The sequence below is a fragment of the Jujubicoccus corallicola genome (assembly GCF_047345645.1).
Lineage (GTDB): Bacteria > Pseudomonadota > Alphaproteobacteria > Rhodobacterales > Rhodobacteraceae > JBLEFH01.
The window spans coordinates 40,492-65,265 of sequence record NZ_JBLEFH010000004.1 but is presented as its reverse complement, the minus strand read 5'-3'; the positions used below and the strand labels follow the sequence as shown (position 1 = coordinate 65,265).

Below are 24,774 nucleotides of genomic sequence, written 5' to 3'. Positions count from 1 at the left end.
CCGATCAGTCGGGCAGGCGGATATATTCGTGCTTGTCGTCAATCGGCAGATCGAAGAGACCCTCGCCCCAATTGGCGGCGCGCCACTCCTCTTTCGCCTGCTCGATCCGGTCTTTCGAGGACGAGACGAAATTCCACCAGATATAGCGCGGCCCGTTCATGGTCGCCCCGCCAAGGGCCATGAGCCGCGCACCCTGCGGCCCGGCGGCCACGGTGATCTTGTCACCGGGGCGGAAGACCATCATGCGGCCCGCCTCAAAGGTCTGGCCCGCGATGGTCACGCTGCCCTGAGTGATGTATAGGCCGCGATCCTCATGCTCATCGGGCAGGGGGAAACGGGCGTTCGGCTCCAGCGTCACGTCGAGATAGAAGGTCTCGGAATACATCGTCGCGGGCGCGCTCTCGCCATAAGCATTGCCGAGGATCAGCTTGGCGTTGATCCCACCCTCATTGATCTCGGGCAGCGCGTCCTTGCCGTGATGCTCGAAAATCGGGTCCATCTCCTCGCGATCTTCCGGCAGCGCGATCCATGTCTGGATGCCAAAAAGACTGTGCGGGCCTTGCCGCGCGGTGGAGGAGGTGCGCTCCGAATGGCTCACACCCTTGCCCGCCACCATCCAGTTAAGCGCCCCCGGTTTGATCACCTGATCCGTGCCGATGCTGTCGCGGTGATGAAAATCGCCGGAATAGAGATAGGTGACGGTCCCCAGCCCGATATGCGGATGCGGGCGCACATCGACGCCGCTGCCGGTCAGAAACTCCGCCGGGCCCGCCTGATCGAAAAAGATGAACGGCCCGACCATCTGCCGCTTCGGCGCGGGCAGGGCGCGTTTGACCTCGAAGCCGCCCAAATCACGGGCGCGCGGCACGATCAGCGTTTCAATCGCGTCCACACCGATCTCATCGGGGCAACCGGGTTCCAATGCGGGGTTCCAACTCATGACGTCACCTCCTTGGCTGTTGGCTTCAGCATATGGTCGCGATCCGCAAACACCAAATCAATTCGGTTTCTTGAAAACCGAACGCGGGGTTCGCGCGCTTCGTCATGGCGCGGCGGCGCCAACGCCCCTATTTCTAAGGCAAAGCGGCGCATGAGGCGTCGCCGACATCCGAAAGGAGGATGAGATGACCAGCGGTATTCACCATGTCACCGCGATGACTCGCAAAGTTCAGGCCAATGTCGACTTTTATGTCGGCTTTCTGGGGCTGCGTCTGGTCAAGCAGACCGGCGGCTTTGAGGATGCCGACCAGCTACATCTCATCTATGGCGATGCGCTCGGCTCCCCCGGCTCGCTGCTGACGTTCCTTGTCTGGGAAGATGGCGGGCAGGGCCGTGTCGGCCATGGTCAGGTCGGCGAGATTGCGCTGGCGGTCCCCAAAGACAGCGTCGGCGAGTGGATGACCCGCGCCATGAGGGCTGGAATCCGCGTCGATGGCCCGCGCAAGGAGCTTGGCGAAACCGTTTTGCGGCTCAAAGACCCGGACGGGATCATCGTGAAACTCGTCGGCTCGGACCGTGTGGCCACCGCGCCGCTGGACGACCCGATCGCGCCGACCGGTGTTCACGCCGTGACGCTCTTTACCGAAAACGCCGCCGCGACCGCCGATTTCCTCACCGGTTTTGGCTATCGCAAAGGCCCGGTTGAGGGCGCCATCCAGCGGATGGAGTCGGACACGGATGTCGTCGATGTGCGCGACGCCAAAGGCTTTTTCGAAGGCGTACCCGGCACCGGGACCATCGACCACGTGGCGTTCCGCGCCGCCGATGTGGATGCCGTGCGCGCCAAGAAACTTGAGCTGGCCCGCGCCGCCGAGCCGACCAATGTGCATGACCGGAAGTATTTCCTGTCGCTCTACGTGCGGGAGCCTGCGGGCATCCTCTTCGAGTATGCGACGGATGCGCCCGGCGTCACTGTGGACGAGCCCGCAGACGCGCTTGGCCAAACCCTGATGATCCCGCCGGGAGACGAGGCGCGCGCCGAGGATTTGCGCGTGCTGCTCCCGCAATTCGCCCTGCCGGGCGAGGAAAGGACTGTTATGAGAGACCTGCCTTTTGTTCACCGTTTCCATACGCCGGAGACCCCGGACGGGAGCGTTATCATCCTGCTTCACGGTACCGGCGGCAACGAGTCCGACCTGATGCCGCTGGCGGCCCGGATCAACCCGAACGCGACCCTTCTGGGCGTGCGCGGACGCTCCACCGAGGAGGGGATCTTGCGCTATTTCCGCCGGATCACGGCCACAAGCTTCGATCAGGAGGATATCCGCAGTGAGGCCCGCGCCTTCGAGGCGTTCCTGAAAGGCGCGGTGGAGGCGTATGACCTCGACCCGGAGAAGATCACGGTTCTGGGCTATTCCAACGGCGCGAATTTCGCCGCCGCGGTGATGGCGCTGTCGCCGGGCTTGATCCGGCGGGCGGTCCTCATGCGGCCCATGGCGGCGCTGGAGGATCTGCCCGAGGTGGATCTGAGCGGCACCAAGGTGCTGACCCTCTCCGGCGAAAGCGATCCCTACGGCGCATACGCCCCCCGGCTCGTCGCCTGGCTTAATGAGACCGGCGCCGATCTCGACGCGCAGACCCTGCCCACCGGGCATGGGCTGACCGCCGAGGATCTGGAGCGGGCTCAAAACTGGACCGGCTGGCCAGCATGAAAATGAAACGGGCGCTCTCGGGCGCCCGTTTTCATGTCTGCGCTTCGGGGCTTACCCCTTCGCCTCAATCGCCTTCACAAAATCCGCGACGAAGCCGCCGAGCGTCTCGCGGGTTTTCTCGTCGGTGAGGTTGCCCTCGTCGTCGAAGAGGTTGCCCGCCTTCGAGACCATCATGCGGCCTTCCAGCCAGAGGTCGGTTTTGAGGGTGCGCAGCACGGGCAGCCAGTGGTTTTGCGACAGGATCGTGCCGAAGCCGCCGGGCGAGGCCCCGATCAGCGCGACCGGTTTGCCGCCGAAAAGCTCCAGCCCGTCACCACGCGACATCCAGTCGATGACATTCTTGAACACGCCCGGCACGCCGTTGTTGTATTCGGGGGTGACCATGAGCAGGCCATCGGCGCTCCGCAGCGTGTCCTTCAGCGTTTTCACCGAAGCGGGGAGGCCGCTTTCCTTTTCCAGATCCTCGTCGAAGAGCGGCACGTCATGAATATCGCCGATCACGATCTCCGCGCCGTCCGGGGCCACGTCTTTCGCCGCCCGCAACAGGCCCGCATTGAAAGAGGCTTTGCGCAAGCTGCCGGAAAGGCCAAGAATTTTGGTCATGGGGTGTCTCCTTTGTGAGATGCGAGGGTGATGGTGGCAGAGATCGCATCAGAGGCCAAGCCATGAAAAAAGCCGCCGGATTGCTCCGGCGGCTTTGTGCGGTTGGGGTTAGTCGAGCGGTTTCAGCCCGGCCTCGATCTGCGTCCGGCGGGGCTCTAGGAAGGGCGGGAGCGACAGGGCTTCGCCCATCGTCTCGCGCGGCTCGTCCACATCGAAGCCCGGTCCGTCCGTCGCGATCTCAAAGAGATTGCCGCCCGGCTCGCGGAAATAGAGGCTGCGGAAATAATACCGCTCCACCTCGCCCGAGCTTGGCACCCGCAGCGCGGTCAGCTTCTCGGCCCATTTGTGGATCGAGGCCACGTCCGGCGTGCGGAAGGCCACATGGTGAACCGCCCCGGCCCCTTGCCGCGCGACCGGCAGACCCGGCTGCACCGCGACGTGAAGCTCGGCGGACGGGCCGCCATCCCCCATGCGGTAGACATGGACATGCCCTTCGCCATCGGGGCTGGGATAGTCGCGCACCTTCTCCATATTCATCACGAGGGTCAGCATCTGCTCGGTCCGCTCCAGCTCCGGCACCGAAATGGTGATCGGGCCGAGGCCGCGGATCTGATGCTCCGCCGGGACCGGGCTTTTCTCCCAAGGGTGGCTCTCGCCCGGCTGATCAGCCGTCAGGCGGAAGCGCTGGCCTTCGGGATCTTCGAAATCGAGGCTCCCGCGTCCGTCCAGCGTGGTGATCTCGCCCGTGGACAGCTTCTCGCCGCGCAGGCGCTCGGCCCAATAATCAAGGCTCGACTCGTTGACGCGAAGACCCGTCCGGCTGATCGAATGGGTGCCGCGCCGCTCGGGCGCCACGGGCCAGTCGAAAAAGGTCAGATCCGTGCCGGGGCTGCCCGCGCCATCGGCGAAGAACAGGTGATAGGCGGAGGTATCGTCTTGATTGACCGTCTTTTTCACCCGGCGCAAACCCAGCGTCTCCGTATAAAACCGGTTATTGGCGGGCGCGTCGGCGGTGATCGCGGTCAGGTGGTGAATGCCTGTGAGCTGCATGATCTCACTCCTTTCTAGGTTATGGGCAGGATATGGGCATCGCCGCGCCTTGGGGCAGACCGGGAATGGCCAATACGGCGTTCGGCTCTGGCGAACGGACCCTCTTGCGCGCGCTCGGTTTCGCCGTAAACTCAGCGCCATGCGATACAGTCTGCAAGAGATCGAAACCTTTCTGACCGTGATGGAACTTGGCACCGTGACGGCGGCGTCGGCGCGGCTCAATGTCGCCAAATCCGTGGTCAGCAAGCGCATTACGGATTTCGAGACCGCCATTGGCGCGGCGCTCTTCCGGCGCAGCGCGGGCCGGATCACCCCGACCGAAGCGGCGGAACGTCTGGCCGAACGGCTGCGCCCCGCCTTGAGCAACCTCACGGCGGCGACCGAGTCGGCGGCATGGGGGATGGATGGCAACACCTCGCTGCAAGGCTCGCTCTCCATCGCAGCGCCCATGAGTTTCGGGCTGATGTATCTCACCCCCGTCATCACCGCCTTTGCGGACGCGCATCCGGCGCTCGACATCCGCGTCGATTACGACGACCGCCGCCACGACCTTCTACGCGAAGGGTTCGATGTGGGCATCCGCATCGGCGATATGGTCGACACCTCGCTCATGCAGCGCAAGCTTTGCGAGGTCCGCTCGCTACCGGTCGCCAGCCCCGGTTATCTCGAAAAACATGGCCGTCCCAAGGATTTGGCCGATCTCGTCAATCACGAGGTGATCTCCTACACCCATGTCTCCCACGCGCAGGTCTGGCGTTTTGGGAATGGGTCGAGCAGCGTGTCGCCCAAGGTGGGCGGGCGGCTGCATATCAACAATGGCGAGGCGATCCGCGATCTGGCGATGGCCGGGATGGGGCTTGCGATGTTGCCGGAATTTATCGTCGCCGATGCGGCGCGGACGGGCGCGCTTGTGCCGGTGCTGGAGGATTACGAGACGCGGGAATTCGCCATCTCCGCCGTCTGGCCGCCGATCTCGCCCATGCCGGCCAAGCTGCGCAAATTTGTCGATCATCTTGTGGATGCGCTCAAGGATGGGCGGCCATGGCGGCAAAATGGTTGAAATTGCGGGCGGATTGCGGCCCGGCTATAGTCGCCGCGAAAAGGAGGCACCCATGTCCGAACAGCCCCTCAAAGGCCGCCATATCCTGCTGATCATCGCCGGGGGCATCGCCGCCTATAAATCGCTCGACCTCATCCGCCGTTTTCAGGATCAGGGGGCGGAGGTGACGCCCGTGCTGACCCGCGCGGCGGAGGAGTTTGTGACCCCGCTGACCGTCTCCGCGCTGGCCGGCAAGCCTGTGCATCGCGCGCTGTTTGATCTCACGCAAGAGGCGGAGATGGGGCATATCGAGCTCAGCCGCGCCGCCGATCTCGTGGTTGTCGCCCCCGCGACGGCGGATCTGATGGGCAAGATGGCCAGCGGCCTCGCGGATGATCTGCCCTCCACGCTGCTGATGGCGACGGACAAGCGTGTCCTCATCGCGCCCGCCATGAATGTGCGGATGTGGGATCACCCGGCGACACAGCGCAATCTTAAGCAACTTCAGGCGGATGGCGTGGAGGTGGTCGGCCCGAATGACGGCATCATGGCCTGCGGCGAGTTCGGTCCGGGCCGCATGTCCGAAGTGCCGGAGATTATCGCCGCCGCCGCCCGGATGCTCCAAAGCGGCCCGCTTTCGGGCAAGCGGATCATCGTCACCAGCGGCCCGACCCATGAGCCGATTGACCCGGTGCGCTACATCGCTAACCGTTCCTCGGGCGCGCAAGGCGCCGCGCTTGGCCGGGCGCTTGCGGGCCTCGGGGCGGAGGTGGTGTTCGTCACCGGCCCCGCCGATGTGCCGCCGCCCGAAGGGGTTGGCGTGGTGCAGGTGCAGACCGCGCAGGAGATGCTGGACGCGGTTCAATCCGCGCTCCCGGCGGATGCGGCTATCTTTGCCGCCGCCGTGGCCGATTACCGCGTCGCCAATCAGGCCGCGCAGAAGCTGAAGAAATCGAAAGACGGCGTGCCGGTCCTCGAATTTGTCGAGAACCCGGATATTCTTAAAACCGTGAGCCAGTCGGACAATCGCCCCGGCCTCGTCATCGGCTTCGCGGCGGAGACCGAAAATGTCGTCGCCCACGCCACCGCCAAGCGGGATCGCAAGGGCTGCGATTGGATCGTCGCCAATGATGTGAGCGCCGCGAGCGGTGTCATGGGCGGGGCGGATAACACGATCACGCTCATCAGCGATGAGGGCGCCGAAAGCTGGCAGAAAATGACCAAGGATCAAGTCGCCCGCCAGCTTGCAGAGCGGATCGCGGCGGCTCTGGCCTGAGACGCACGCAAACCTTGCAACGCGCCGGGCGCGCGGTCATAGCCTCGTCGGGAACGAAACACCCGGCGCATGAGAGGGAGCGAAATGGTTGAGATCAAAATGACAGTCGCGGAGGGCGCGAGCTTGCCGCAATACGAAACCAGCGGCGCGGCGGGCATGGATCTGCGCGCCTGTCTGGACGCGCCGGTGACGCTGCCGCCGATGGGGCGGGCACTGATCCCGACCGGTCTCAAAATGGAGATCCCCCAAGGTTATGAGGTGCAGATCCGCCCCCGCTCGGGCCTTGCGCTGAAAAACGGGATCACCTGCCTCAACAGCCCCGGCACCATCGACAGCGATTATCGCGGTGACGTCGGCGTCATCCTTGCCAATATGGGCAGTGAGGATTTCACCGTCTCCCATGGCGACCGCATTGCGCAGATGGTCGTGGCCCCGGTGACGCAAGCGACCCTCACCACCGCCGAAACACTCACCGACACCGCGCGCGGCGCGGGCGGCTTTGGCTCGACGGGGGTGAAAGCGGGCTGATGCTGACGATCCTGGCCCATGGCGGGGCGGTCACCATCGCGATTATCGCGGGGCTGGCCCATGGCTTTGCGCTGGTCTTTGAGCAGCGCCGCGCGGTCCGCTGGATCTGGGGAGCGGCGCTGGCGGTATTGGTCCTCGCCGCGTTGATGCCGCAGGACTGGACCTTCGCCGCGCAATGCCGCGCGTCCCTCTTCACCTTCGCCAAACTGGCGGCCATCGCCGCGCCTTTCCTGCTCTACGCCTACGGCATCCGTCGCATCCGCAAGCGGGTCAAGGCGCGGGACGAAGATCACACATCGGCGGACGGGTAGAACCGGTGTTGGACCGCTTCCAGCCGGTCCCGCAATTTCGCTTCATCATCCGCAATCAGATCGCTCGCGTCTATCTCATCGCCGATCCGCTCCAGAAGCGTCGCGATCTGATCCCCCTCCGCGCGGCCCGAGACCTCTGCAATCCGCGCCAGCGCGTCGATCAGGGTCAGCAACACCATGACATTGCCGCGCGCATTGCGCCGGATCGGGGCGAAGGCCTCAATCAGCAGATCATCGCTCGTCAGGCGCGGCGTCTTGAGGCGCGGGATGCCGTTCTCATCGGTATAGCTGCCGTGATGCAGCCCCTTCTTGCGCGCCCATGCCACCGAGCTTGAGAGCCGGTCGATACAGACAATCGCGGTGTAGCTGTCATTGATCCCCGGCGAGAGCGCGCGGATCGCGATTTCCACCATCAGATGGATCGAGAACCGCAAATCGCCATCGGGGCTGCGCGAGCGGGCGAGGGCGATGCCGTTGAGAATTTCCTCGGCGACGCTGGCCTCGACATTCCCCGTCACCTCGGCGACCGGCATATCTGGCAGCATATAGTCGCCCGGCGAGACCAGCACCTCGATGAAGAGCCCGTTCTTTTCGGCAAGCTCGATCAGGAAATCCGGCGCGAGATAGGAGACATAGCCCGATTGTTGGGCGTTCAGGATCATCTTGGGACCCGGCGGGGCGGAAACCTCGGCGGGCGCGGATTGCTTCTGTTCCTTGCCAATCTCGATCTCGATCTGGTTGTCGAGTTCCAGCGCAATCGCGGCGACCTCTTCGTCGATGGTCACACGGCGCGCCACGGCGTTCACGAAAATCAGCAGCAGGATCACGGACATGCCCGCCAGAATGACCGCGACCAGCACGGAGAAGCGGTGAACATTGCCGTCCGACGTAAATCGCAGCACGATCAGCGAATAGAGGAAGGTCGCGCCGAGCATCCCGACCGCGACCTGACTCAGCCGGTCATCGGTAAAGCGCTGCAAGAGGCGCGGGCCGATATTGCCCGCCGCCAGCGTGAACACCACCAGCACCGAGGAATAGACCAGCGACAGGGCCGACATGGACGCGGTCGTCAGCGACGAGAGCAGCGCCTGCGCCGGGCCGTAATCAATGTCGATCAGCTGGACCCAGAAGCCGGTTTGGTTCTTGTCGATCTGCACGTCGAGCTGCATCGTCGCGAAGGCGAGCACCAGCCCGCCGAGCGTGATCAGGCCCGGAATTGTGAGAAAGCCACGAAGCGGGTCGAGTTTGCGCAGAAGGGTCTTGATCAATTCGAACATGGCAAGGCATCCTAAATCGAGTTGGCAATGCTGGCTACGGCAAAAGAGAGGCGATATGGCGCGAAAACTCACGGAAATTCTAGACCTTAATTTGGCGGCCTCTGATGGCCGGGAAGCGCCGGTGGTCGATCTTTACCTCAATGAAGAGGGCTGGACGGTGGATTACATCGTCGCCGATCTCGGGGACTGGCTGCGAGAGCACAGGGTTGTGATCAACACGCGCCGCACGAACGCCCCGACGGACACGCTCTGGCCCACCGATGTGCCGGAATCGGAGATGGAGAACGCGCCGACCCCCGCCGATCACGAGGCGATTCCCGAGCGCGAATTGGCGGATATGGACATGCCGTCGGTGATCCTCGGCCCGGCGGGCAGTGTCTTTTCGCCTGCCTTTCTCGAAGCGCAGTTTCAGCGCGCTCATGCAGGGGAGAGTGGGGACGAACACGAGAGCCACGGCAACCCGAAACTCCACGCTTTTTCCACCCTGCGCGGCATGGCGGTCTGGGCCAATGACGGCGAGTTCGGCCGCATCGCCGATTTCCGTGCCGATGAAACCGGGCGGACACTGACCTTCCTCAAGATCGAAACCGGCGGGTTTTTCGAGCGCCGCAGTGTCTGGGTGCCGATCGCCAAGGTCTCGCATCTCTATGCCGAAGGCCCCTATCTCGTCCTCGACGCCGCGCGCAGCGACATCGACAAGACGCCCGAAAATGGCGAGCCGAATGAGGATGATAAGGCCTGGGAGGACAACATCATGGCCTATTGGTCGCTCGGAAGTTGACGCGCGGCGGCCATGCGCTGCCCGCCCTTACTCCGCGGGCGCTTCTTCTTCCTCGGCGCTCAGTTCCTGATCGCTTTTCTCTTCGTCGATCTCTTCGGTGACCTGCCCGTAAATCATCAGGGTAAAGACCGCCGTGCCGCCGACAATATTGCCGAGCGCGGCGAGGGCGATCACGGCGATCCAGTCGAGGATCGACGCGCCGCCATGCAGCACCAGATAGGTCATTTCCGCCGAGCCGACGATGACATGGGCGAAATCGCCAAGCGCGATCAGATAGGTGAAGAACAGGATCACCCAGAACCCGCTCGCATTGGCGCTTGGCATCATCCAGACGATGGCGGCGATGAGAATGCCCGCCGGGATGCCGCGCAGGAAGAGCTCCAGCGCCGGGAAGCTGGCGAAATGCTCCGCGATTTCCATGAGGTGCCGGTCGACTTCCGGGCTGGTGACGCCCGCGTAGGTTAGGAACAACGCCGCAATCGCCGTGCCGATCATATTCGCGCCGAACACGATCCCCCATAGCCGCCCGACCGCAGCGAGGTTTTCGGGGCAGAGATTGTTGAAGAGAGGGACCACGGTTGAAATCGTGTTCTCGGTGAATAGCTGCATCCGCGAGAGGATCACCAGCAGGAATCCGACCGTATAGCCGAAATTGGTGATCATGGGCGCCCATTCCGCTTCCGGCAAATTGGCCGCGAAGAGGGCTTTGCAGAGGAAGGAAAAGGTGATCACGACACCCGCCGCGATCCCGGCGTAAAGGAGCGAGCTGGTCGGGCGGCGCAGCTCTTCGACGCCATCCTCGCGGATCACCTCATAGATCAGCCGCGAGGAGAGCCGCGACGAGCGTTGCACCGCCTGGCGATCTTCATGCGAAAGATGGACGTCCCGATCTGTCATAGCTTGTCCCTCGATGCCGCGCGGTCCACGGCTCTGTTCTGGTGGCGACCGCCGCGCCAGGCGCGGGCTGCGGCGACGAGCGCGCGAAAAATCGCCCGCTGTCTGCGTGCATAGAATAGATGTTCCGGATGCCATTGAACACCCAGCATAAATTGCTCACCCGTCAATTCGACGGACTGGATCACATCGGCCTCATCCCGTGCCGCGATCCGCAGGTCCTGCCCGACCATGGCGACCGATTGGGTGTGCAGGCAATTCACCTTCATCGGGGCCTCGCCGGTGATCCGCCCGAGCCGCGTGTTCGGCTGCACATCGACGCGCTTTTTCGGCAGGATGGTCCACATGCGCTTCGCGTCCTCATAGACCTCGTAAATGTCCTGATGGAGCGTGCCACCGAGCGCGATATTGATCATCTGGCTGCCCCGGCAAATCCCGAGAACGGGCCGCCCGCTGGCCTTGGCCTGCTCGACGAGACCCTTTTCCAGCTTGTCCCGCTCCGGGTCGATCCGGCTTTCCGGCACGAAGCGCCCGCCATAAAGATCGGCGGAAATATCATCGCCGCCGCCGACAATCAGCGCGTCCACATCATTGATGTCCGCCTCATGGCCGACGCGCCACCATTTGCTTTTCCCGCCCGCCAGCAGCACCGAGAGCGCGATCAGCGGGTAAATCCGCCAACCGGAGCGGTTGGAGGTGGTGATCCCGATCACCGGGCGATTGCGATGGAAGGGCCAGAAGCGCATCAGATGAGGTCCGATTCTTTCAAAAGGCCGGTGATGATGGGGTCGAAATCCCCGCGAATGGTCGTCCAGTCGTCGCGATATTTGCGCCATTCATGGCCGATCTCATTGAGGAGCTCGCTGCGGCTGGCGACTTCCTCAACCAGCACCCAGTCATTCCACGCGGTCGCCAGCGACCAGTCGGGATCGTCGATCCGGCAGTCCGGCAGGCGCCAGTGGAAGGTGGGCCGCGCGCCGATTTTCTCCTCGGGCAGCACCTCGCGCACCCGGTCTTGATCATGGGTCGTGAAGATCGGCAGCATGTCCAGCCCGTGATTGCGGCTCGGGCAATGGGTCAGATAAAGGTTGGCCAGATCGTCCATATCCTCCGGTACACCGTCCGCCACCGCGTCGATGAAACTGCGCGGATAAGGGCGGATGAACGGGAGCGCCATGCGGGAGAGGTCGAGATTCATCTGCTCGCGCAGCCAGTCCTCCATCAGCGCATAGGCCCGGAGCGTCGGCCCGATGGCCTCGGCTGTCATGGCCTGCACCTCGATATTGAGATGCATTCCGAAGGCGAGCAGCACGCCGTCCCCGGTCCCGCGCGCGCCGTGCATCCGCAGGAAATCCAAAAGATCCGCAAATTGTTCCGCGTTCTCAGGCGAGAGCGGGTCCGACACGATCTCGACCGGGATCACCGTTTGCCCGATTTCCAGCCCGAATTTCTCCCAGGCGGTCGGGTCGTCCTTCTTGGCCATGGCGGTGTCGCGCTCAATGCCGATCTCGCCCAACGGGGTGTCCGCCAGCTTGAAGATAAAGCGGTTCACCACCTGAATATGGCCGCCGAGTTTGGATTGCAGCAGCGCCGCGACCCGGCCTTCATCGAGACCGGAAAACTCGATCTCGACCCCGACACGGCGCGGCACGCCCTTGGCATTTTCCGGATGCGGGAAGGGTTTTAATTCCACTAATGTGCCTCCGCCCAGTTGTTGCCGACCCCTCCATCAACTTCGAGCGGGACGGTGAGTTCCACAGCAGGCATCGACGCGCCTTCCATCACCTCGCGCACGCGGGCAATGAGATCGTCGGCGCGGTCCTCTTCCACTTCGAAGAGCAGTTCGTCATGGACCTGAAGGAGCATCTTCGCGGGCAGGTCCGCAATCGCATCCGGCACGCGGATCATGGCGCGGCGGATGATGTCGGCGGCGCTGCCCTGAATCGGCGCGTTGATCGCGGCGCGGTCTGCAAAGCCCGCGCGCGGCCCTTTCGCCCCCGCTTCAGGTGTGTGGATGCGGCGACCTAACAGGGTTTCCACGAACTTATGCTTGCGCGCGAAGGCTTTGGTCTCGTCCATATAGGCGCGGATGCCGGGGAAGCGCTCGAAATAGGTGTCAATAAACCGCTTCGCCTCGTCGCGCGGGATGCGCAGATTGTTCGACAGGCCAAAGGCCGAGATGCCGTAGATCACCCCGAAATTGATCGCTTTCGCCTGACGGCGGATCATCGGGTCCATCCCCTCAATCGGCGTGTCGAACATCTCCGACGCGGTCATCGCGTGGATGTCGAGCCCGTCTTTGAAGGCCTGTTTCAGCGCGTCGATATTGGCGATATGGGCGAGAATCCTGAGCTCGATCTGGCTGTAATCGAGCGACACCAGCTTCTTGCCCTCCGGCGCGATGAAGGCTTGCCGGATGCGGCGGCCTTCCTCGGTGCGGATCGGGATGTTCTGCAAATTCGGATCGGTCGAGGCGATCCGGCCCGTATTCGCCCCGGTGATCGAGTAGGAGGTATGCACCCGCCCGGTCTCGGGGTTGATATGGTCCTGAAGCGCGTCGGTATAGGTCGATTTCAGCTTGGACAACTGCCGCCAGTCGAGGATGCGGGCCGGCAGGTCATGCTCCACGGCGAGGGTTTCCAGCACATCCGCGCCGGTCCCCCAAGCGCCGGATTTGCCCTTCTTGCCGCCTTCGAGACTCATTTTCTCAAACAGGATCTCGCCAAGCTGTTTGGGGCTGCCGACATTGAAGGACTCGCCCGCAAGCTCGTGGATCTCCGCCTCCAGCCCCGCCATTTTCTGCGCGAACTCGTTGGACATGCGCGAGAGCAGATCCCGGTCGACCAGCACCCCCTCCATCTCCATCGCCGCGAGCGGTTTGACGAGCGGGCGCTCCAGCGTTTCATAAACGGTCGTCACGCGCTCACGGGTCAGGCGCGGGCGCAGCACTTCCCACAGCCGCCATGTGATGTCCGCATCCTCGGCGGCATAGGGCGCGGCTTTCTCGATCTCCACCTGATCGAAGGTTTTCGCGGATTTGCCCGTTCCGAGCAGCGGCTTGATCGGGATCGGCGTGTGGCCGAGATAGGTGTCCGAAAGCTGGTCCATCCCGTGATTATGCTGCCCGGCATTCTGCGCATAGGAGAGCAGCATCGTGTCCTCGATGCTCGCCAAGGCGATGCCGTAGCGCGCCATGATCTTGAGGTCATATTTGATGTTCTGCCCGATCACGAGGATCGACGGATCCTCAAGAACCGGCTTCAGCGCGTCCAGCACATCCTCCAGCGGCAACTGCCCGTCCGCCAGTTTCGCCTTGCCGAAAAGATCGTCCTCGCCTTCCTTATGGGTCAGCGGGATATAGCACGCCTTGCCCTCCCCGCAGGAGAGCGAGATGCCGACCAATTCCGCCTGCATCTCATCAAGCCCGGTCGTCTCCGTATCAAAGGCCACCGCGCCGCGCTCGCGAATGGCGGCGATCCAGCGGTGAAGCGCGTCCATATCGCGGATGGTTTCATATTTTTCATGGTCAATGGGAAGCTGCTCCACCTCCTCGGCCGCTTCCTCCACCGCAGGCGGCTCCGGCGGTTCCTGCCCGAGCGCATCGGCCACGCGGCGGGTGAGGGTGCGGAATTCCATTTCGTTGAGAAAATCCAGCAAACCTTGGTCAAAGGCGCGGACGGAATAATCCTCATCGTCCAGCGGCACATCCTGTTTCAGCAGCACCAGATCGCGGCTCATGCGGATCTGGTCGGCCTTCTCGATCAGCGTCTCCCGGCGTTTCGGCTGTTTGATCGTCTCCGCGCCTTCCAGAAGCGCGTCGAGATCGCCGAACTCATTGATCAGCTGCGCCGCCGTCTTGATCCCGATCCCCGGAGCGCCCGGAACATTGTCCACCGAGTCGCCCGCCAGCGCCTGCACATCGACCACCCGCTCCGGCCCGACGCCGAATTTCGCCTCGACCTCTTCGCGCCCGATGCGGTTGTTTTTCATCGCATCGAACATCTCGACGCCGCCGCCGACGAGTTGCATCAGATCCTTGTCGGAGGAAACAATCGTGACACGCGCCCCGGCATCGCGCGCCTGAATCGCAAGGGTCGCGATAATATCGTCCGCCTCATAGCCTTCCAGCTCCAGACAGGAGACGTTAAACGCCCGCGTCGCATCACGGGTCAGCGGAATCTGCGGGCGCAGATCCTCGGGCATGGGCGGACGGTTCGCCTTGTATTGATCGTAAATCTGGTTGCGGAAGGTCTCGCCCTTGGCATCGAACACGACGACCATATGCGTCGGCGCGTCCGATCCGCGATCCTCCTGCAAGAGCTTGAACATCATGTTGCAAAAGCCCGACACCGCGCCGACCGGCAACCCATCCGATTTGCGGGTCAGCGGCGGGAGCGCGTGATAGGCGCGAAAGATGAAGCCGGAGCCGTCGATCAGCTCCAGATGATGGCCTTTGCCGATGCCTTGCATTAGTGACCGCCGTCGCCTTCGAGGATGAATTTCTTGTCGCAATAGGGGCATTCGACCTCGCCTGTCTCCGGCTCGATCGCGAGCCAAACGCGCGGATGGCCCAGCGTGCCGCCATCGCAGGCGATGCGGCGGGTATGGACGATTTCGGTCTCAGGCGCCTCCGGGATGGTCACTGAGTCGGCTTTGGTCGTGAGGGACGTGTCGCTCATGCGCGGGCGCTCCTTTGCTTTGCCCCGGTTGCTTTGGGGCAGTTGTCGCGTGTGGGTTGCCATGATAGCGATGAGCCGGTCCGGGGCAAGCGCCTCCGGGTTTGAATGGAGTTCCCGATGCCAGAAAATGCCATCACGATTACAGGTCTGCGGAAAATTTATGCGGGCCAGAACGGTGTGCCGGATAAGGAGGCGCTCAAAGGGGTCGATCTGGAGATCCCGCAGGGCTCGATTTTCGGGCTGCTCGGACCGAACGGGGCCGGGAAATCCACGCTCATCAACATCATGGCCGGGCTGGTGGAGAAAACCGAAGGCAAGGTGGTGATCTGGGGCTTCGATCAGGATGTGAACCCGCGCCAGAGCCGCGCCGCTATCGGGATCGTGCCGCAGGAACTCAACATCGACCCGTTCTTCTGCCCCGAAGACGCGCTGGAAGGGCAGGCGGGTCTTTACGGCGTTCCGAAGAAAGAGCGCCGGACGCAGGAGATTCTCCGCGCGGTCGGGCTGGAGGACAAGGCGCGCTCCTATGCGCGGACCCTCTCTGGCGGGATGCGGCGGCGGCTTCTGGTCGCCAAGGCGCTCGTGCATCAACCGCATGTGCTGGTCCTCGATGAGCCGACGGCGGGGGTCGATATCGAGCTGCGCCAGATGCTTTGGTCCTATGTGCGCGAGCTGAATGAACGCGGCACGACGGTGATCCTGACCACCCATTATCTCGAAGAAGCCGAGGAAATGTGCGACCGCATCGCGATCATAAACCACGGCGAAGTGGTGGCCAATGACAGCACCGGCGCGCTTTTGGGCGGGATGGATGCGAAGACTCTGCTGGTCACGCCCGAAGGCGATCTCGACGCGGCCCCCGATGCGCCCGGCGGCGCAACGGCGAGCCTGCGCCCCGATGGCACCCTCGCCATCGACTATCGCCGCGGCGAGATCAGCACCGGCGCGCTCCTCGATTTCGTGCGCAGTCAGGGCATCGTCATGAAGGACGTGAAAACCGTCGAGCCGGATCTGGAAGACGTGTTCGTGGCGCTGACGAAGGACTGAGCCGGGCCTCGGGCGCGGGCGTCTCTGCCCGCCTGACCTCTCCCGGCCCTCCGAGACGCGGTCGCACCCACGCGTTTGCGGCAGGGCAAGGCCGGACACGGCCTCACCCGATAAGGGGCCATCTGGCCCCGAAGAGGGGGACGTCTGCTTACTTGCGGTTCGCCGGATCATCCCCAAGGATCGCGCCGAGGCGGGTGCCGCCGGCGATATGCACATGGAAATGCGGGACTTCCTGAAACCCGTCCGGCCCGGCATTGGAAATCAGCCGATAGCCATTCCCGCCCGCACCGGGCGCAACGCCCTTCTCCGACGAGATTTTGCCAACCAGCCGCCAGAAATCCGCGATCTCCGCCTCGCTCGCCTTGGCAAAGAAATGATCGGCGGTGACATAGGCACCCTTCGGGATCACCAGCACATGCACCGGCGCTTTCGGCGCGATGTCGTTGAAGGCCAGCGAATGGTCGGTCTCGGCGACCGTGTCATTCGGGATCTCGCCGCGCAGGATCTTGGCGAAAATATTCTGGTCGTCATAAGCGTAAGACATGGGCTCTCCCGTCAGTCGTCAAACAAATTCGGTGTGTGCAGCAATCTTTCCGCTGCCGGAATGTCGATGTCGAGGAATTTCATCATCGCAGCGCGGTTCTGGCCCCAGTTTCCGCCTTGGGTGAGCAGGGTGGTGTTGGCCGGATCGGTCGCGCGGAGGCGTTCCTGCTCGATGGTAAAGTCCCGCCGCAGGGCGCCGAGGATCGTCTGCTGCATCTGCGCCCCATGCTCCGCACCGCCAAGGCCGACCCGCTGCGCATGGCCGCGCAGATACTCATCGCTGATCTCGCAATCGATCTCCAGCACCCGGATCGCCGCGCCGCCCTGCTTCAGATCACGCAAAATATGGTCGGCGGAGCTGTCGATGCCGAGGAGCAGCGTGTCCCGTCCAAGCGCTTCCATGAGCAAGCGCGTAAAGGCGCGGCGATGCTGCTGACGCTTCTTCAGCCCCTGTTCGAGACCGCCGAGCGCGGGCAAATTCGCCTCCGGGTCGTGAAACACATAGCCCGCCGAGGGCAGGTCCGTTTCCGCGGCGATGGCCTCCAGAAATCGCTTGCCGACATGCCATTTCTTGCAGGCCACGATGCGCAGCTCATGGCCGGGCGCGATGCGGCTGCCTTGCTCCCAGGCCCGCGCGCCAAACCGCCCGCCATCGCGGCCGCGCACGGTCATATAGTGGTAAATCGGCAGGCCCGTGCGTGTGAGCGTCTCCGTTGCGACCGGTTCGTCGGAGAGGAAATAGCCCGAGAGCGCGTCCCGCAAGGTACTGCGATGGCCGGAGATTTTGCGCGCGAAAAGCTGATCCTGACTTTTCAGCATGTCCTCATGGTCGGGATAAAACACCGCGGGCATCCCGTAATCGGAGAAGGCGAGGAAAGTGGGCGAGCGGGAAACGATCTCCCGGCGCGGCACGAGATGCGGCACGAGGGTCTGGAAAAAGATCTCGTCCGGGATCCATGTCGTGCGGAAGAACTTGATGAGATGCGGGTTTTTGCGCAAATGGCCGAGCAGCGCCTCTACCGTGCTGCGGCGCAGGCACCACCATTGCGAGCCGATCCGCATCGCCAGCTCCGGTGGAATGGCCCGCTGCATCCCCAGACGGCGCTGCATCTTCATCGACTCGTAAAACAGCCATTTATTCTCGCGCTCGTTGAACCAGTGGCGATAAATGAGCCGGTCCTCTTTCGGCCCGACCTTGATCCAGTCGCCAAAGAAATCAGCGTTTTCGATGAAATCCTTTTGCGTCTCTTCCAGCACGCTATGGATATAGTGCGCCGGTTTGATCGGGGCACAATCCCCTGAAATCATGTAAAAATGCGTCGCCTCCGGGAAGGCGCGCACCGCCTCCTCAATCATGTTGAGCGAGGCCTGCACCAGCGACCATTCCCCCCACCCGCAGCGCACCCGCTTGGCAAAGCGCACCGACGCGTTCTCCGAAAGCCGCGTCTTTACCCTTTGGAAATCCGGCGCGGGCATCCTCGCATCGACATGAATAACCATCTTGTCGCCGCGCGCCGTGAGCGTTTCGGCCTGAGCGACAACCGCATCGGGGTCCTTATGGCACAGTAATAAATACGCAATTTCTGTCATCATGACGCCCGGCTTGAATAACGGCCCTCCCGCCTCTATCACATTGTTAATTTTATGACGAGTAAAGGATGTCACCATGGGTTTTCCGGGAACCTGGATGACCGAGAGCGAGTCGATGGTCTATCGCGTGGTTCCGAAATGTGCCTGCTCGACCATCGGCCAGATCATGTATTTCTCCGATCATGGCAAATTCTATGACGGCGATATTCATGACAGCACCTCGGGGCTGCACAAGTGGAACCAGGAGGAGTCGAAGGAGCCGACGACCCGCGTGGTCGAAAGCCACAGCGCCTATAATTTCACCTGCGTGCGCAACCCGTGGACGCGGATCCTGTCCTGCTTTTTCGACAAGATTTGCGGCGTCCAGCGCAATGGCAACTATTACCGCCAGAACCAGATCCCCAAGCTGATGCAGCGCTACGGCGTGGAAACGGCGGGGGATTTCGACCAGATCAAGAGCTTCCGGCGCTTCCTTCTGTTCACCCGCGACACCATCCGCAATGGCAACCCCATGCCCGCCGATATCCACTGGTCCTCGGTGAGCGGCCATGTCGGCACCTTCGTGTCCAATGGCGGGCGGTTCGACAAAGTGATCTCGACGGAGGATTTCAACGCCGGGATGCAGGAGGTGCTGTCCCATGTCGAGACGCGCCATGCGGTCGACCTCGGCAACATACCGCGCTTCAACGAGAGCGAAGGCCACGGGCCGAAACGCGCGCATCCGGTCGAAGCCTATTTCGACGATCTGTCGATCTACATCATGCACGACATTTATCGCCGCGATTTCAAGCTGTTCAACTACGGGATGGACCCCTATGCCGGGCCGCCCAAGGGGGAGATTGATCTCGACGCGCTCCATGAGAAATTCGGCGACGGCGGATGATGTGATTTGGAAGGTTTCGGGGGGCGTGCTACGCTGCTCCAATGAAACAAAGATATATCCCGACCGCTCTGATTGCCGTTCTCACCGGAGGTGCGCTGATGGCCGCTGATCTTGAAAGCTGGCGCGCCGCGCCGTCCGGGCCTGTCCCGGCCAGCGAAGTGGATCTGGCCGCCTTCCGCTGGGAAGCCCGCCCGATTGTGGTGATGGCCGACGCTCCCGACGATCCGGCGTTTGAGGAACAGCTTGCGAAGCTTTCTGCGGCCAGCGACGAGGTGGCCGAGCGTGATATTCTGATCGTCATCGACAGCGACCCCTCGGTGGGCACCGCGCTACGCGGTCGGCTGGAGGCACGCGGTTTCGGCGTCTATCTCATCGGCAAGGATGGCGGGCTGAAATTCTCCTCCGAAACCCCGGTCGAGATGGCCGAGTTCAACCGGATCATCGACTCCATGCCGATGCGGGCGCAGGAAATGCGCGCCGCGGAGAACTAGGCGCGAGGGATAGGCGATCCTCGATAACCGACGCATGGCTTTGCCCCTGCAGGCGCTCGCCCGCGGACACCCCAAGCAGCCCGGTGCACCAAATCCCTGAGACCTAGAACAACCCGTTGTCGTTTTTCGACTCGCCGGTGATGACCTGCAACACGTCCCAATGCTCGACGATTTTGCCATTCGCATCGAAGCGAAAAATGTCGATCCCGGCATAGTCATCGCTTCCGGGCCAAAGCTGGTGGCAATGGAGGACGACCAGATCATCCTCGGCGATGGCGCGTTTGAAAGTGACGGATTTTTCGGGATATTCGGCGGCCATGCGCTCGAAATAGGCGATAAAGGCGTCTTTCCCGTCGCCAACATGCGGGTTGTGCTGGATATAGCTGTCCCCGGCGTAACGCTCAATCGCCGCGCGCGGTTCGCATTGGTTGAACATCAGGTCGTAGAAAGCCATCGCATTGGCTTTGTTGTCGGCGGGCGTGCTCATAGGTTTCTCCTTATCGGCGGCATGTCGAGGTGTCGCGCTACCAAACTCGGCTGACCGCCCCGTCTCCGGCTTATCTGGGGCGGAAGAGGCTGGCTTAAAGCCCCGCCCGGCCGAAAAGCTGCTGGAGCGGTGTTTCGGGCCTTGCGCCGATATGGGAGATGATTTCCGCGGCGGCGATATTGCCCATGCGGGCGCAGTTTTCGAGCGTTTGGCCTTCCAAAATCCCGTAAAGGAACCCGGCGGCGAAGAGATCGCCCGCGCCGGTTGCGTCCACCAGTTTGACCTCGCGGGTGGCGACCTCGATGCGGCCGGTTTCGCGGCTCACCACGGTCGCGCCCTTTTCGGACTGGGTGCAGACGGTGAGCGGGCAAATCTCCGTGAATTTCTCCAAGGCGGTGTCGAGATCGTCGGTTTCGAAAAGCGCGCAGGCTTCGTGCTGGTTGCAGAGGACCAGCGCCGCGTGATCGCGGATGAAATCGAGGAAGGCCGCCCGGTGGCGCTCCACGCAGAATGGGTCCGACAGGGTCATCGCGACCTTGCCGCCCGCTTCGCGCACCTTGCGCGCGGCGAGATCGAAGGCGGACATGGAGGCGGGGCGGTCGTAGAGATACCCCTCAAGAAACAGCCAATCGGTATCGGCCAGCGCGCCCAAGTCCAGATCATCCTCACCCAGCGTCTCCGCGATGCCGAGATAGGTATTCATCGAGCGCTCGCCATCGGGGGTGATAAGGATGATCGAGCGGCCCGTCGCCAGCGGCGCATCCGCCGGGCCGATGGACATGAGCGGGGTCACATGCTGGGTGCGGATGTCATGGGCGTAAATCTCGCCAAGCTGATCGTCGCGGATCTTGCCGATATAGCCGACCTTCAGCCCCAGATTGCCGAGCGCGGCCATGGTGTTGGCGACCGAGCCGCCGGAGATTTCCTGAGCCGGACCCATGGCGTCGTAAATCTGCTTCGCACGGGCCGTGCCGACAAGCTGCATGATCCCTTTCTGAATGCCGAGACGGTCCAGAAAGCTGTCCTCGCAATGGGCCATCACGTCGATAATGGCATTGCCGATTCCGATCATCCGAAGGGTCATGCGGTTTTCTCCTCAAAGGCGCAGAGATCGTGAATCAGGCAATCCACGCAGCGCGGTTTCCGGGCCGTGCATATATAACGACCATGAAGAATGAGCCAATGATGCGCGTGTTGCTGATATTCGGCGGGCACATGGTCCTCCACCGCGCGCTCCACGGCGACCACATCCTTGCCCGGCGCGATCCCGGTGCGGTTGCCGACGCGGAAAATATGCGTGTCGACGGCCTGCGTCGGTTGTTTGAACCACATATTCAGCACGACATTCGCGGTTTTGCGCCCGACACCCGGCAGGCTTTCGAGTGCCGCGCGGGAAGAGGGGACCTCGCCGCCATAGGTCTCCACCAGGATATGCGCCATCTTCATGACATTCTTGGCTTTGTTGCGGTAAAGCCCGATCGTCTTGATATGGTCGATCAATCCCTCTTCCCCGAGGGCGATCATTTTCTCCGGCGTATCCGCAATCTTGAAGAGCGCCTCGGTCGCCTTGTTCACGCCCTTATCGGTCGCCTGCGCGGAGAGCGCGACGGCGACAAGCAGCGTGTAGGCGTTGGAATGGTGCAATTCCCCCTTCGGTTCGGGTTCAGCAGCCTTGAAACGTGCGAAAATCTCGCGAATGGTGTTATAGGGAAGTTGCGCGGCCATGACGCGTTCATGCCTTGCCGCGCTGTAAAGCGCAAGAAGTGCATTGGGAGTGCTTAATGAAGATCGAGTGGAAAGACGCGGATTGGTTTGCCCAGAAGGGCGAAGTCCTGCAAGCCGGATGGATCGACACGGAATTTGGCGACGCCCTGGCCGTGATGGAAGGCGATCACATCGTCGGCCTGGGGTTCGCCGAGGAGAAGGGCCGCAAGGCGGTCGAGGAGATGCTGCTTGGCCAATATGGCGAGCGGGAGATCAAGATGGTGGACCTGTCGGACAAGGCGCGGCTCATCATGAGCGCCAATGTCCCGGCGCGTCTGGCCACCTCCGAGAAACATCGCGAAGTGCTGTCGGGTCTGTGCGATCTCGGCGCGAGTGGGACGCCCACCTATGCCGAGCTTGGCGAGCAAATCGGCTGGGGCAAAGGTGCGGGCCTCGCCATTGGCGGCGCGCTTGGCGCGAACCGCGTCTGCTGGCTGATCCCGTGCCACCGCGTCCTCAAAGCCGCGCCTAAAGGTGATAACAAGCCGGTTTTGGGCAATTATCGCTGGGGGCCGAAGGTGAAGCACGCCATGCTCGATTATGAGGGCCTCGGCGATCACTATTCGCAATAATCTGTAGGAAATTGGTGGCGACACAAAATTTTGCGTGAAAATGTGAGCGGACACTTGCCACCTCGCCGCAGACGCGCAATTTTCGCGCTCAGAACAAAAACAGCTTCAAAGGAGCAGTTATGAACCGCATTGTTAAATTCTCCGCTCTCGGTGCCGTTTCGGCGCTCGTTCTGTCGGCTTGTACGAACCCCGACGGGACCTATAACCGCACGCAAACCGGTGCCGCCATTGGCGCGCTGACCGGTGCTGCGATCGGCATCGAAGCCTCCGACAACGACAAGAAAGGCGCGCTGCTCGGCGCTGCCGCTGGTGCTGCTGCAGGCGCAGGCATCGGCAATGTGCTGGACCGTCAGGAAGCGGCGCTTCGCCAGCAGCTTGGCAATTCGGGCGTGGGCATCACCAACACCGGTCAGCAGCTCGTCGTGAACCTGCCGGAAAGCATCACCTTCGCGACCGACAGCTCGACCGTTGCGCCGGCGTTTGAAAACACCATCGCGCAGCTGGCTCAGAACCTGCAGCAATACCCGAACAGCACGATCTCGGTCATCGGTCACACCGACTCGACCGGCGAAGCGTCCTACAACCAGGCTCTGTCCGAGCGCCGCGCGAATGCGGTGGCTGGCAAGCTGATGGGTTACGGCGTGAGCGCGGCACGGATCTCGGCATATGGTCAGGGCGAAGCCTCCCCGATCGCGTCGAACGACACGGCCGCCGGCCGTCAGCAGAACCGCCGCGTGGAAGTTGTGATCCGCCCGACCCAGTAAGTCGCGCGCATCCACCGATAAAGGCCGCCCCTTGCCAAAGGGGCGGTTTTTTTATGCAAATGAGGGGAAGGTCGCGCGCTTCGGGGCCAGCGGCCCCTCATTGCGCGACGCCGCATTCAGCGGCGGGCGGCAGATAGGAAGGACCACGCCATGATTGATCTGATCGGATATGTCGCTGGAATCCTCGGCACGATCTGCTGGTTGCCGCAGGTGCTCAAGGCTTGGCGCACGCAGGAGACACGGGACCTCTCGCTCTCGACCAGCCTAATGATTTTCGCGACCATGACGCTTTGGCTGATCTACGGGTTGGCACTGATGTCCTGGCCGCTGATCCTCGCCAACGCGCTGTCGCTCAGCATGATTTCCGCCATTATTCTGGCGAAACTGCGTTTCGGGTAGGGGCCGCATCGGGTGGGGGCGCGGCCCCTGCCGGTTCAGGCGACGCGCTTCTCGGCGATCATCGTCTCAACCATCTCATTGGCGATGGAGGTGGTGGTGCGGTCCTCCGCCTGCGCCCGTTTGAGAAGGACCCGCATCCGCTCGGCCACACCGCTCAGGCGCTCATTACGGAAGTTTTCGCCGCGCCCGTGGATCTCGCCCGCGACCGAGATGATCCCGCCGCTGTTCACCACATAATCGGGGCAATAGAGGATCCCGCGCGCCCGCAGCGCATCGGCCATCTCGGGCGTGGCAAGCTGGTTGTTCGCCGCGCCGCAGACGAGCTTGGCCTTGAGCGCCGGAACGGTTGCCTCATTCAGCGCACCGCCAAGGGCGCAAGGCGCGTAGATATCCACATCTTGCGATGCCGCCTCTTCGGGCGCGCAGACCGTCGCGCCAAAGGCAGAAACCGCGTGATCCAGCGCGTCCTGACGAATATCCGACACGATCAGCTTGGCGCCCGCCGCGTGGAGCTTCTCCGCCAGCGACATGCCGACATGGCCGAGGCCCTGCACCGACACGCTGCGCCCGGTCAGATCGTCACTGCCGAACACCTGCGCCGCGCCGACCTTGAGGCATTGAAACACGCCCTCCGCCGTGAAAGGCGACGGGTCGCCGCTCTTGCCGCTGAGACCAACCGCATAAGGCGTGACCTCGGCGACCAGCGCCATGTCCTCGGTGGAAATGCCCACGTCTTCCGCGGTGTAATACTGGCCCGCGAGACTATCGACCGCCTTGCCGAACGCGTGGAACAGCGCCGGGCTCTTATCCGTCTTGGCATCGCCCCAGATGACCGATTTGCCGCCGCCAAGCGCCAGATCCGCCATCGCGTTTTTATAGGTCATGCCGCGCGCCAGCCGCAGCGCATCGGCGCGCGCCTCGTCCTCGGTGGCGTAATTCCACATCCGGCACCCGCCCGCCGCCGGGCCGAGCGCGGTGGAATGGATCGCGATAAACGCCTTGAGGCCGGACGCCTCGTCTTCCGCATAAACCAGCCGCTCAAAGCCTGCCGGTGCCTTTTCATCAATGATCTTGACCATAGGTGCCTCCCTTTGCCCCAGTTTACCACAAGGCCAAGAGTGATTTTCGATTGATCTTTGGGCGCG

27 protein-coding genes are annotated in these 24,774 nt (G+C 62.7%); 12 read left to right on the top strand and 15 right to left on the bottom strand.

Annotated features, from left to right (window positions below; translation table 11 throughout):
- Positions 1–4 precede the first annotated feature (4 nt).
- Positions 5–940 carry a pirin family protein gene (locus ACMA5I_RS08035; RefSeq protein ID WP_525885736.1) on the bottom strand — a complete coding sequence of 312 codons (936 nt, stop codon included), beginning with the start codon at positions 938–940 and terminating at the stop codon, positions 5–7.
- 184 nt (positions 941–1,124) lie between these two features.
- Here ACMA5I_RS08035 and ACMA5I_RS08030 point away from each other — a divergent pair, with 184 nt between their 5' ends.
- Positions 1,125–2,651 carry a VOC family protein gene (locus tag ACMA5I_RS08030; protein ID WP_525885735.1) on the top strand — a complete coding sequence of 509 codons (1,527 nt, stop codon included), beginning with the start codon at positions 1,125–1,127 and terminating at the stop codon, positions 2,649–2,651.
- Positions 2,652–2,702: 51 nt separating this feature from the next.
- Here the strand turns inward: ACMA5I_RS08030 and ACMA5I_RS08025 are convergent, their stop codons facing one another.
- Positions 2,703–3,254, bottom strand: coding sequence for an NADPH-dependent FMN reductase (locus ACMA5I_RS08025; protein ID WP_525885734.1), 552 nt, complete (start codon positions 3,252–3,254; stop codon positions 2,703–2,705).
- 108 nt (positions 3,255–3,362) lie between these two features.
- Entirely contained in the window at positions 3,363–4,304 is a 942-nt protein-coding gene (locus ACMA5I_RS08020) for a ring-cleaving dioxygenase (protein ID WP_525885733.1), read from the bottom strand.
- Positions 4,305–4,443: 139 nt separating this feature from the next.
- Here ACMA5I_RS08020 and ACMA5I_RS08015 point away from each other — a divergent pair, with 139 nt between their 5' ends.
- The 4 genes from ACMA5I_RS08015 (at position 4,444) to ACMA5I_RS08000 (ending at position 7,458) form a co-directional block, all read left to right on the top strand.
- The gene (locus ACMA5I_RS08015; RefSeq protein WP_525885732.1) at positions 4,444–5,364 is read left to right on the top strand and encodes a substrate binding domain-containing protein; all 921 of its coding nucleotides are present in this window, start codon (positions 4,444–4,446) and stop codon (positions 5,362–5,364) included.
- 52 nt (positions 5,365–5,416) lie between these two features.
- Entirely contained in the window at positions 5,417–6,619 is a 1,203-nt protein-coding gene (coaBC, locus tag ACMA5I_RS08010; RefSeq protein WP_525885731.1) for a bifunctional phosphopantothenoylcysteine decarboxylase/phosphopantothenate--cysteine ligase CoaBC, read from the top strand.
- Between the two features lie 84 nt (positions 6,620–6,703).
- Complete coding sequence (gene dut / locus ACMA5I_RS08005; RefSeq protein ID WP_525885730.1) at positions 6,704–7,147, top strand: dUTP diphosphatase; 444 nt, start codon at positions 6,704–6,706, stop codon at positions 7,145–7,147.
- Positions 7,147–7,458 carry a hypothetical protein gene (locus tag ACMA5I_RS08000; RefSeq protein ID WP_525885729.1) on the top strand — a complete coding sequence of 104 codons (312 nt, stop codon included), beginning with the start codon at positions 7,147–7,149 and terminating at the stop codon, positions 7,456–7,458. Before dut ends, ACMA5I_RS08000 begins: the two co-directional genes overlap by 1 nt.
- Here the strand turns inward: ACMA5I_RS08000 and ACMA5I_RS07995 are convergent.
- Positions 7,437–8,735: a DUF2254 family protein gene (locus ACMA5I_RS07995; RefSeq protein ID WP_525885728.1), complete on the bottom strand. Its 1,299-nt coding sequence runs from the start codon at positions 8,733–8,735 to the stop codon at positions 7,437–7,439. The two genes, ACMA5I_RS08000 and ACMA5I_RS07995, sit on opposite strands and share 22 nt — an antisense overlap.
- A 55-nt stretch (positions 8,736–8,790) precedes the next feature.
- Between ACMA5I_RS07995 and ACMA5I_RS07990 the strand changes: the two genes are divergently transcribed.
- On the top strand, positions 8,791–9,516 hold the full coding sequence (locus ACMA5I_RS07990) for a PRC-barrel domain-containing protein (protein ID WP_525885727.1): 726 nt from the start codon (positions 8,791–8,793) through the stop codon (positions 9,514–9,516).
- Between the two features lie 27 nt (positions 9,517–9,543).
- Here ACMA5I_RS07990 and ACMA5I_RS07985 read toward each other — a convergent pair whose 3' ends face one another.
- The 5 genes from ACMA5I_RS07985 to ACMA5I_RS07965 are packed head-to-tail and all read right to left on the bottom strand — an operon-like array spanning position 9,544 to position 15,089.
- Positions 9,544–10,413 carry a formate/nitrite transporter family protein gene (locus ACMA5I_RS07985; protein ID WP_525885726.1) on the bottom strand — a complete coding sequence of 290 codons (870 nt, stop codon included), beginning with the start codon at positions 10,411–10,413 and terminating at the stop codon, positions 9,544–9,546.
- Positions 10,410–11,156: a gamma-glutamyl-gamma-aminobutyrate hydrolase family protein gene (locus ACMA5I_RS07980; protein ID WP_525885725.1), complete on the bottom strand. Its 747-nt coding sequence runs from the start codon at positions 11,154–11,156 to the stop codon at positions 10,410–10,412. The genes ACMA5I_RS07985 and ACMA5I_RS07980 overlap by 4 nt, the downstream gene beginning before the upstream one ends.
- The gene (locus ACMA5I_RS07975) at positions 11,156–12,103 is read right to left on the bottom strand and encodes an amidoligase family protein (protein ID WP_525885724.1); all 948 of its coding nucleotides are present in this window, start codon (positions 12,101–12,103) and stop codon (positions 11,156–11,158) included. Before ACMA5I_RS07975 ends, ACMA5I_RS07980 begins: the two co-directional genes overlap by 1 nt.
- Positions 12,103–14,880, bottom strand: coding sequence for a DNA polymerase I (gene polA / locus ACMA5I_RS07970; RefSeq protein ID WP_525885723.1), 2,778 nt, complete (start codon positions 14,878–14,880; stop codon positions 12,103–12,105). Before polA ends, ACMA5I_RS07975 begins: the two co-directional genes overlap by 1 nt.
- A complete protein-coding gene (locus tag ACMA5I_RS07965; RefSeq protein WP_525885722.1) occupies positions 14,880–15,089 on the bottom strand; it encodes a zinc-finger domain-containing protein in 210 nt (69 codons plus the stop codon). Before ACMA5I_RS07965 ends, polA begins: the two co-directional genes overlap by 1 nt.
- A 117-nt stretch (positions 15,090–15,206) precedes the next feature.
- On the opposite strand from ACMA5I_RS07965, the gene ACMA5I_RS07960 reads away from it, so the two are divergent.
- Positions 15,207–16,136, top strand: a complete 930-nt coding sequence (locus tag ACMA5I_RS07960; protein WP_525885721.1) for an ATP-binding cassette domain-containing protein — start codon at positions 15,207–15,209, stop codon at positions 16,134–16,136.
- Between the two features lie 148 nt (positions 16,137–16,284).
- On the opposite strand, the gene ACMA5I_RS07955 is transcribed toward ACMA5I_RS07960, so the two are convergent.
- Both ACMA5I_RS07955 and ACMA5I_RS07950 read right to left on the bottom strand, forming a co-directional pair.
- Positions 16,285–16,680 carry an HIT domain-containing protein gene (locus ACMA5I_RS07955; RefSeq protein WP_525885720.1) on the bottom strand — a complete coding sequence of 132 codons (396 nt, stop codon included), beginning with the start codon at positions 16,678–16,680 and terminating at the stop codon, positions 16,285–16,287.
- An 11-nt stretch (positions 16,681–16,691) separates the two neighbouring features.
- Entirely contained in the window at positions 16,692–18,272 is a 1,581-nt protein-coding gene (locus ACMA5I_RS07950) for a DUF5928 domain-containing protein (RefSeq protein ID WP_525885719.1), read from the bottom strand.
- 73 nt (positions 18,273–18,345) lie between these two features.
- On the opposite strand from ACMA5I_RS07950, the gene ACMA5I_RS07945 reads away from it, so the two are divergent.
- Positions 18,346–19,152 (top strand): sulfotransferase family 2 domain-containing protein, encoded by an 807-nt coding sequence (locus ACMA5I_RS07945; RefSeq protein WP_525885718.1) that lies wholly within the window; start codon positions 18,346–18,348, stop codon positions 19,150–19,152.
- Positions 19,153–19,193: 41 nt separating this feature from the next.
- The gene (locus ACMA5I_RS07940; RefSeq protein ID WP_525885717.1) at positions 19,194–19,643 is read left to right on the top strand and encodes a DUF4174 domain-containing protein; all 450 of its coding nucleotides are present in this window, start codon (positions 19,194–19,196) and stop codon (positions 19,641–19,643) included.
- Positions 19,644–19,746: 103 nt separating this feature from the next.
- Here the strand turns inward: ACMA5I_RS07940 and ACMA5I_RS07935 are convergent, their stop codons facing one another.
- From ACMA5I_RS07935 to nth, 3 genes are all read right to left on the bottom strand, one after another.
- On the bottom strand, positions 19,747–20,130 hold the full coding sequence (locus tag ACMA5I_RS07935) for a nuclear transport factor 2 family protein (protein ID WP_525885716.1): 384 nt from the start codon (positions 20,128–20,130) through the stop codon (positions 19,747–19,749).
- 94 nt (positions 20,131–20,224) lie between these two features.
- Positions 20,225–21,214 (bottom strand): adenosine kinase, encoded by a 990-nt coding sequence (locus tag ACMA5I_RS07930; RefSeq protein WP_525885715.1) that lies wholly within the window; start codon positions 21,212–21,214, stop codon positions 20,225–20,227.
- Entirely contained in the window at positions 21,211–21,855 is a 645-nt protein-coding gene (nth, locus tag ACMA5I_RS07925; RefSeq protein WP_525885714.1) for an endonuclease III, read from the bottom strand. The genes ACMA5I_RS07930 and nth overlap by 4 nt, the downstream gene beginning before the upstream one ends.
- 56 nt (positions 21,856–21,911) lie before the next feature.
- Between nth and ACMA5I_RS07920 the strand changes: the two genes are divergently transcribed.
- The 3 genes from ACMA5I_RS07920 (at position 21,912) to ACMA5I_RS07910 (ending at position 23,629) form a co-directional block, all read left to right on the top strand.
- Positions 21,912–22,466 carry a methylated-DNA--[protein]-cysteine S-methyltransferase gene (locus tag ACMA5I_RS07920; RefSeq protein ID WP_525885713.1) on the top strand — a complete coding sequence of 185 codons (555 nt, stop codon included), beginning with the start codon at positions 21,912–21,914 and terminating at the stop codon, positions 22,464–22,466.
- A 119-nt stretch (positions 22,467–22,585) separates the two neighbouring features.
- The gene (locus tag ACMA5I_RS07915) at positions 22,586–23,230 is read left to right on the top strand and encodes a YiaD family glycine zipper/OmpA-like lipoprotein (protein ID WP_525885712.1); all 645 of its coding nucleotides are present in this window, start codon (positions 22,586–22,588) and stop codon (positions 23,228–23,230) included.
- A 150-nt stretch (positions 23,231–23,380) separates the two neighbouring features.
- Positions 23,381–23,629: an SWEET family sugar transporter gene (locus tag ACMA5I_RS07910; RefSeq protein ID WP_525885711.1), complete on the top strand. Its 249-nt coding sequence runs from the start codon at positions 23,381–23,383 to the stop codon at positions 23,627–23,629.
- Positions 23,630–23,664: 35 nt separating this feature from the next.
- Here the strand turns inward: ACMA5I_RS07910 and ACMA5I_RS07905 are convergent, their stop codons facing one another.
- Positions 23,665–24,708 (bottom strand): Glu/Leu/Phe/Val dehydrogenase dimerization domain-containing protein, encoded by a 1,044-nt coding sequence (locus ACMA5I_RS07905; RefSeq protein WP_525885710.1) that lies wholly within the window; start codon positions 24,706–24,708, stop codon positions 23,665–23,667.
- Positions 24,709–24,774 lie beyond the last annotated feature (66 nt).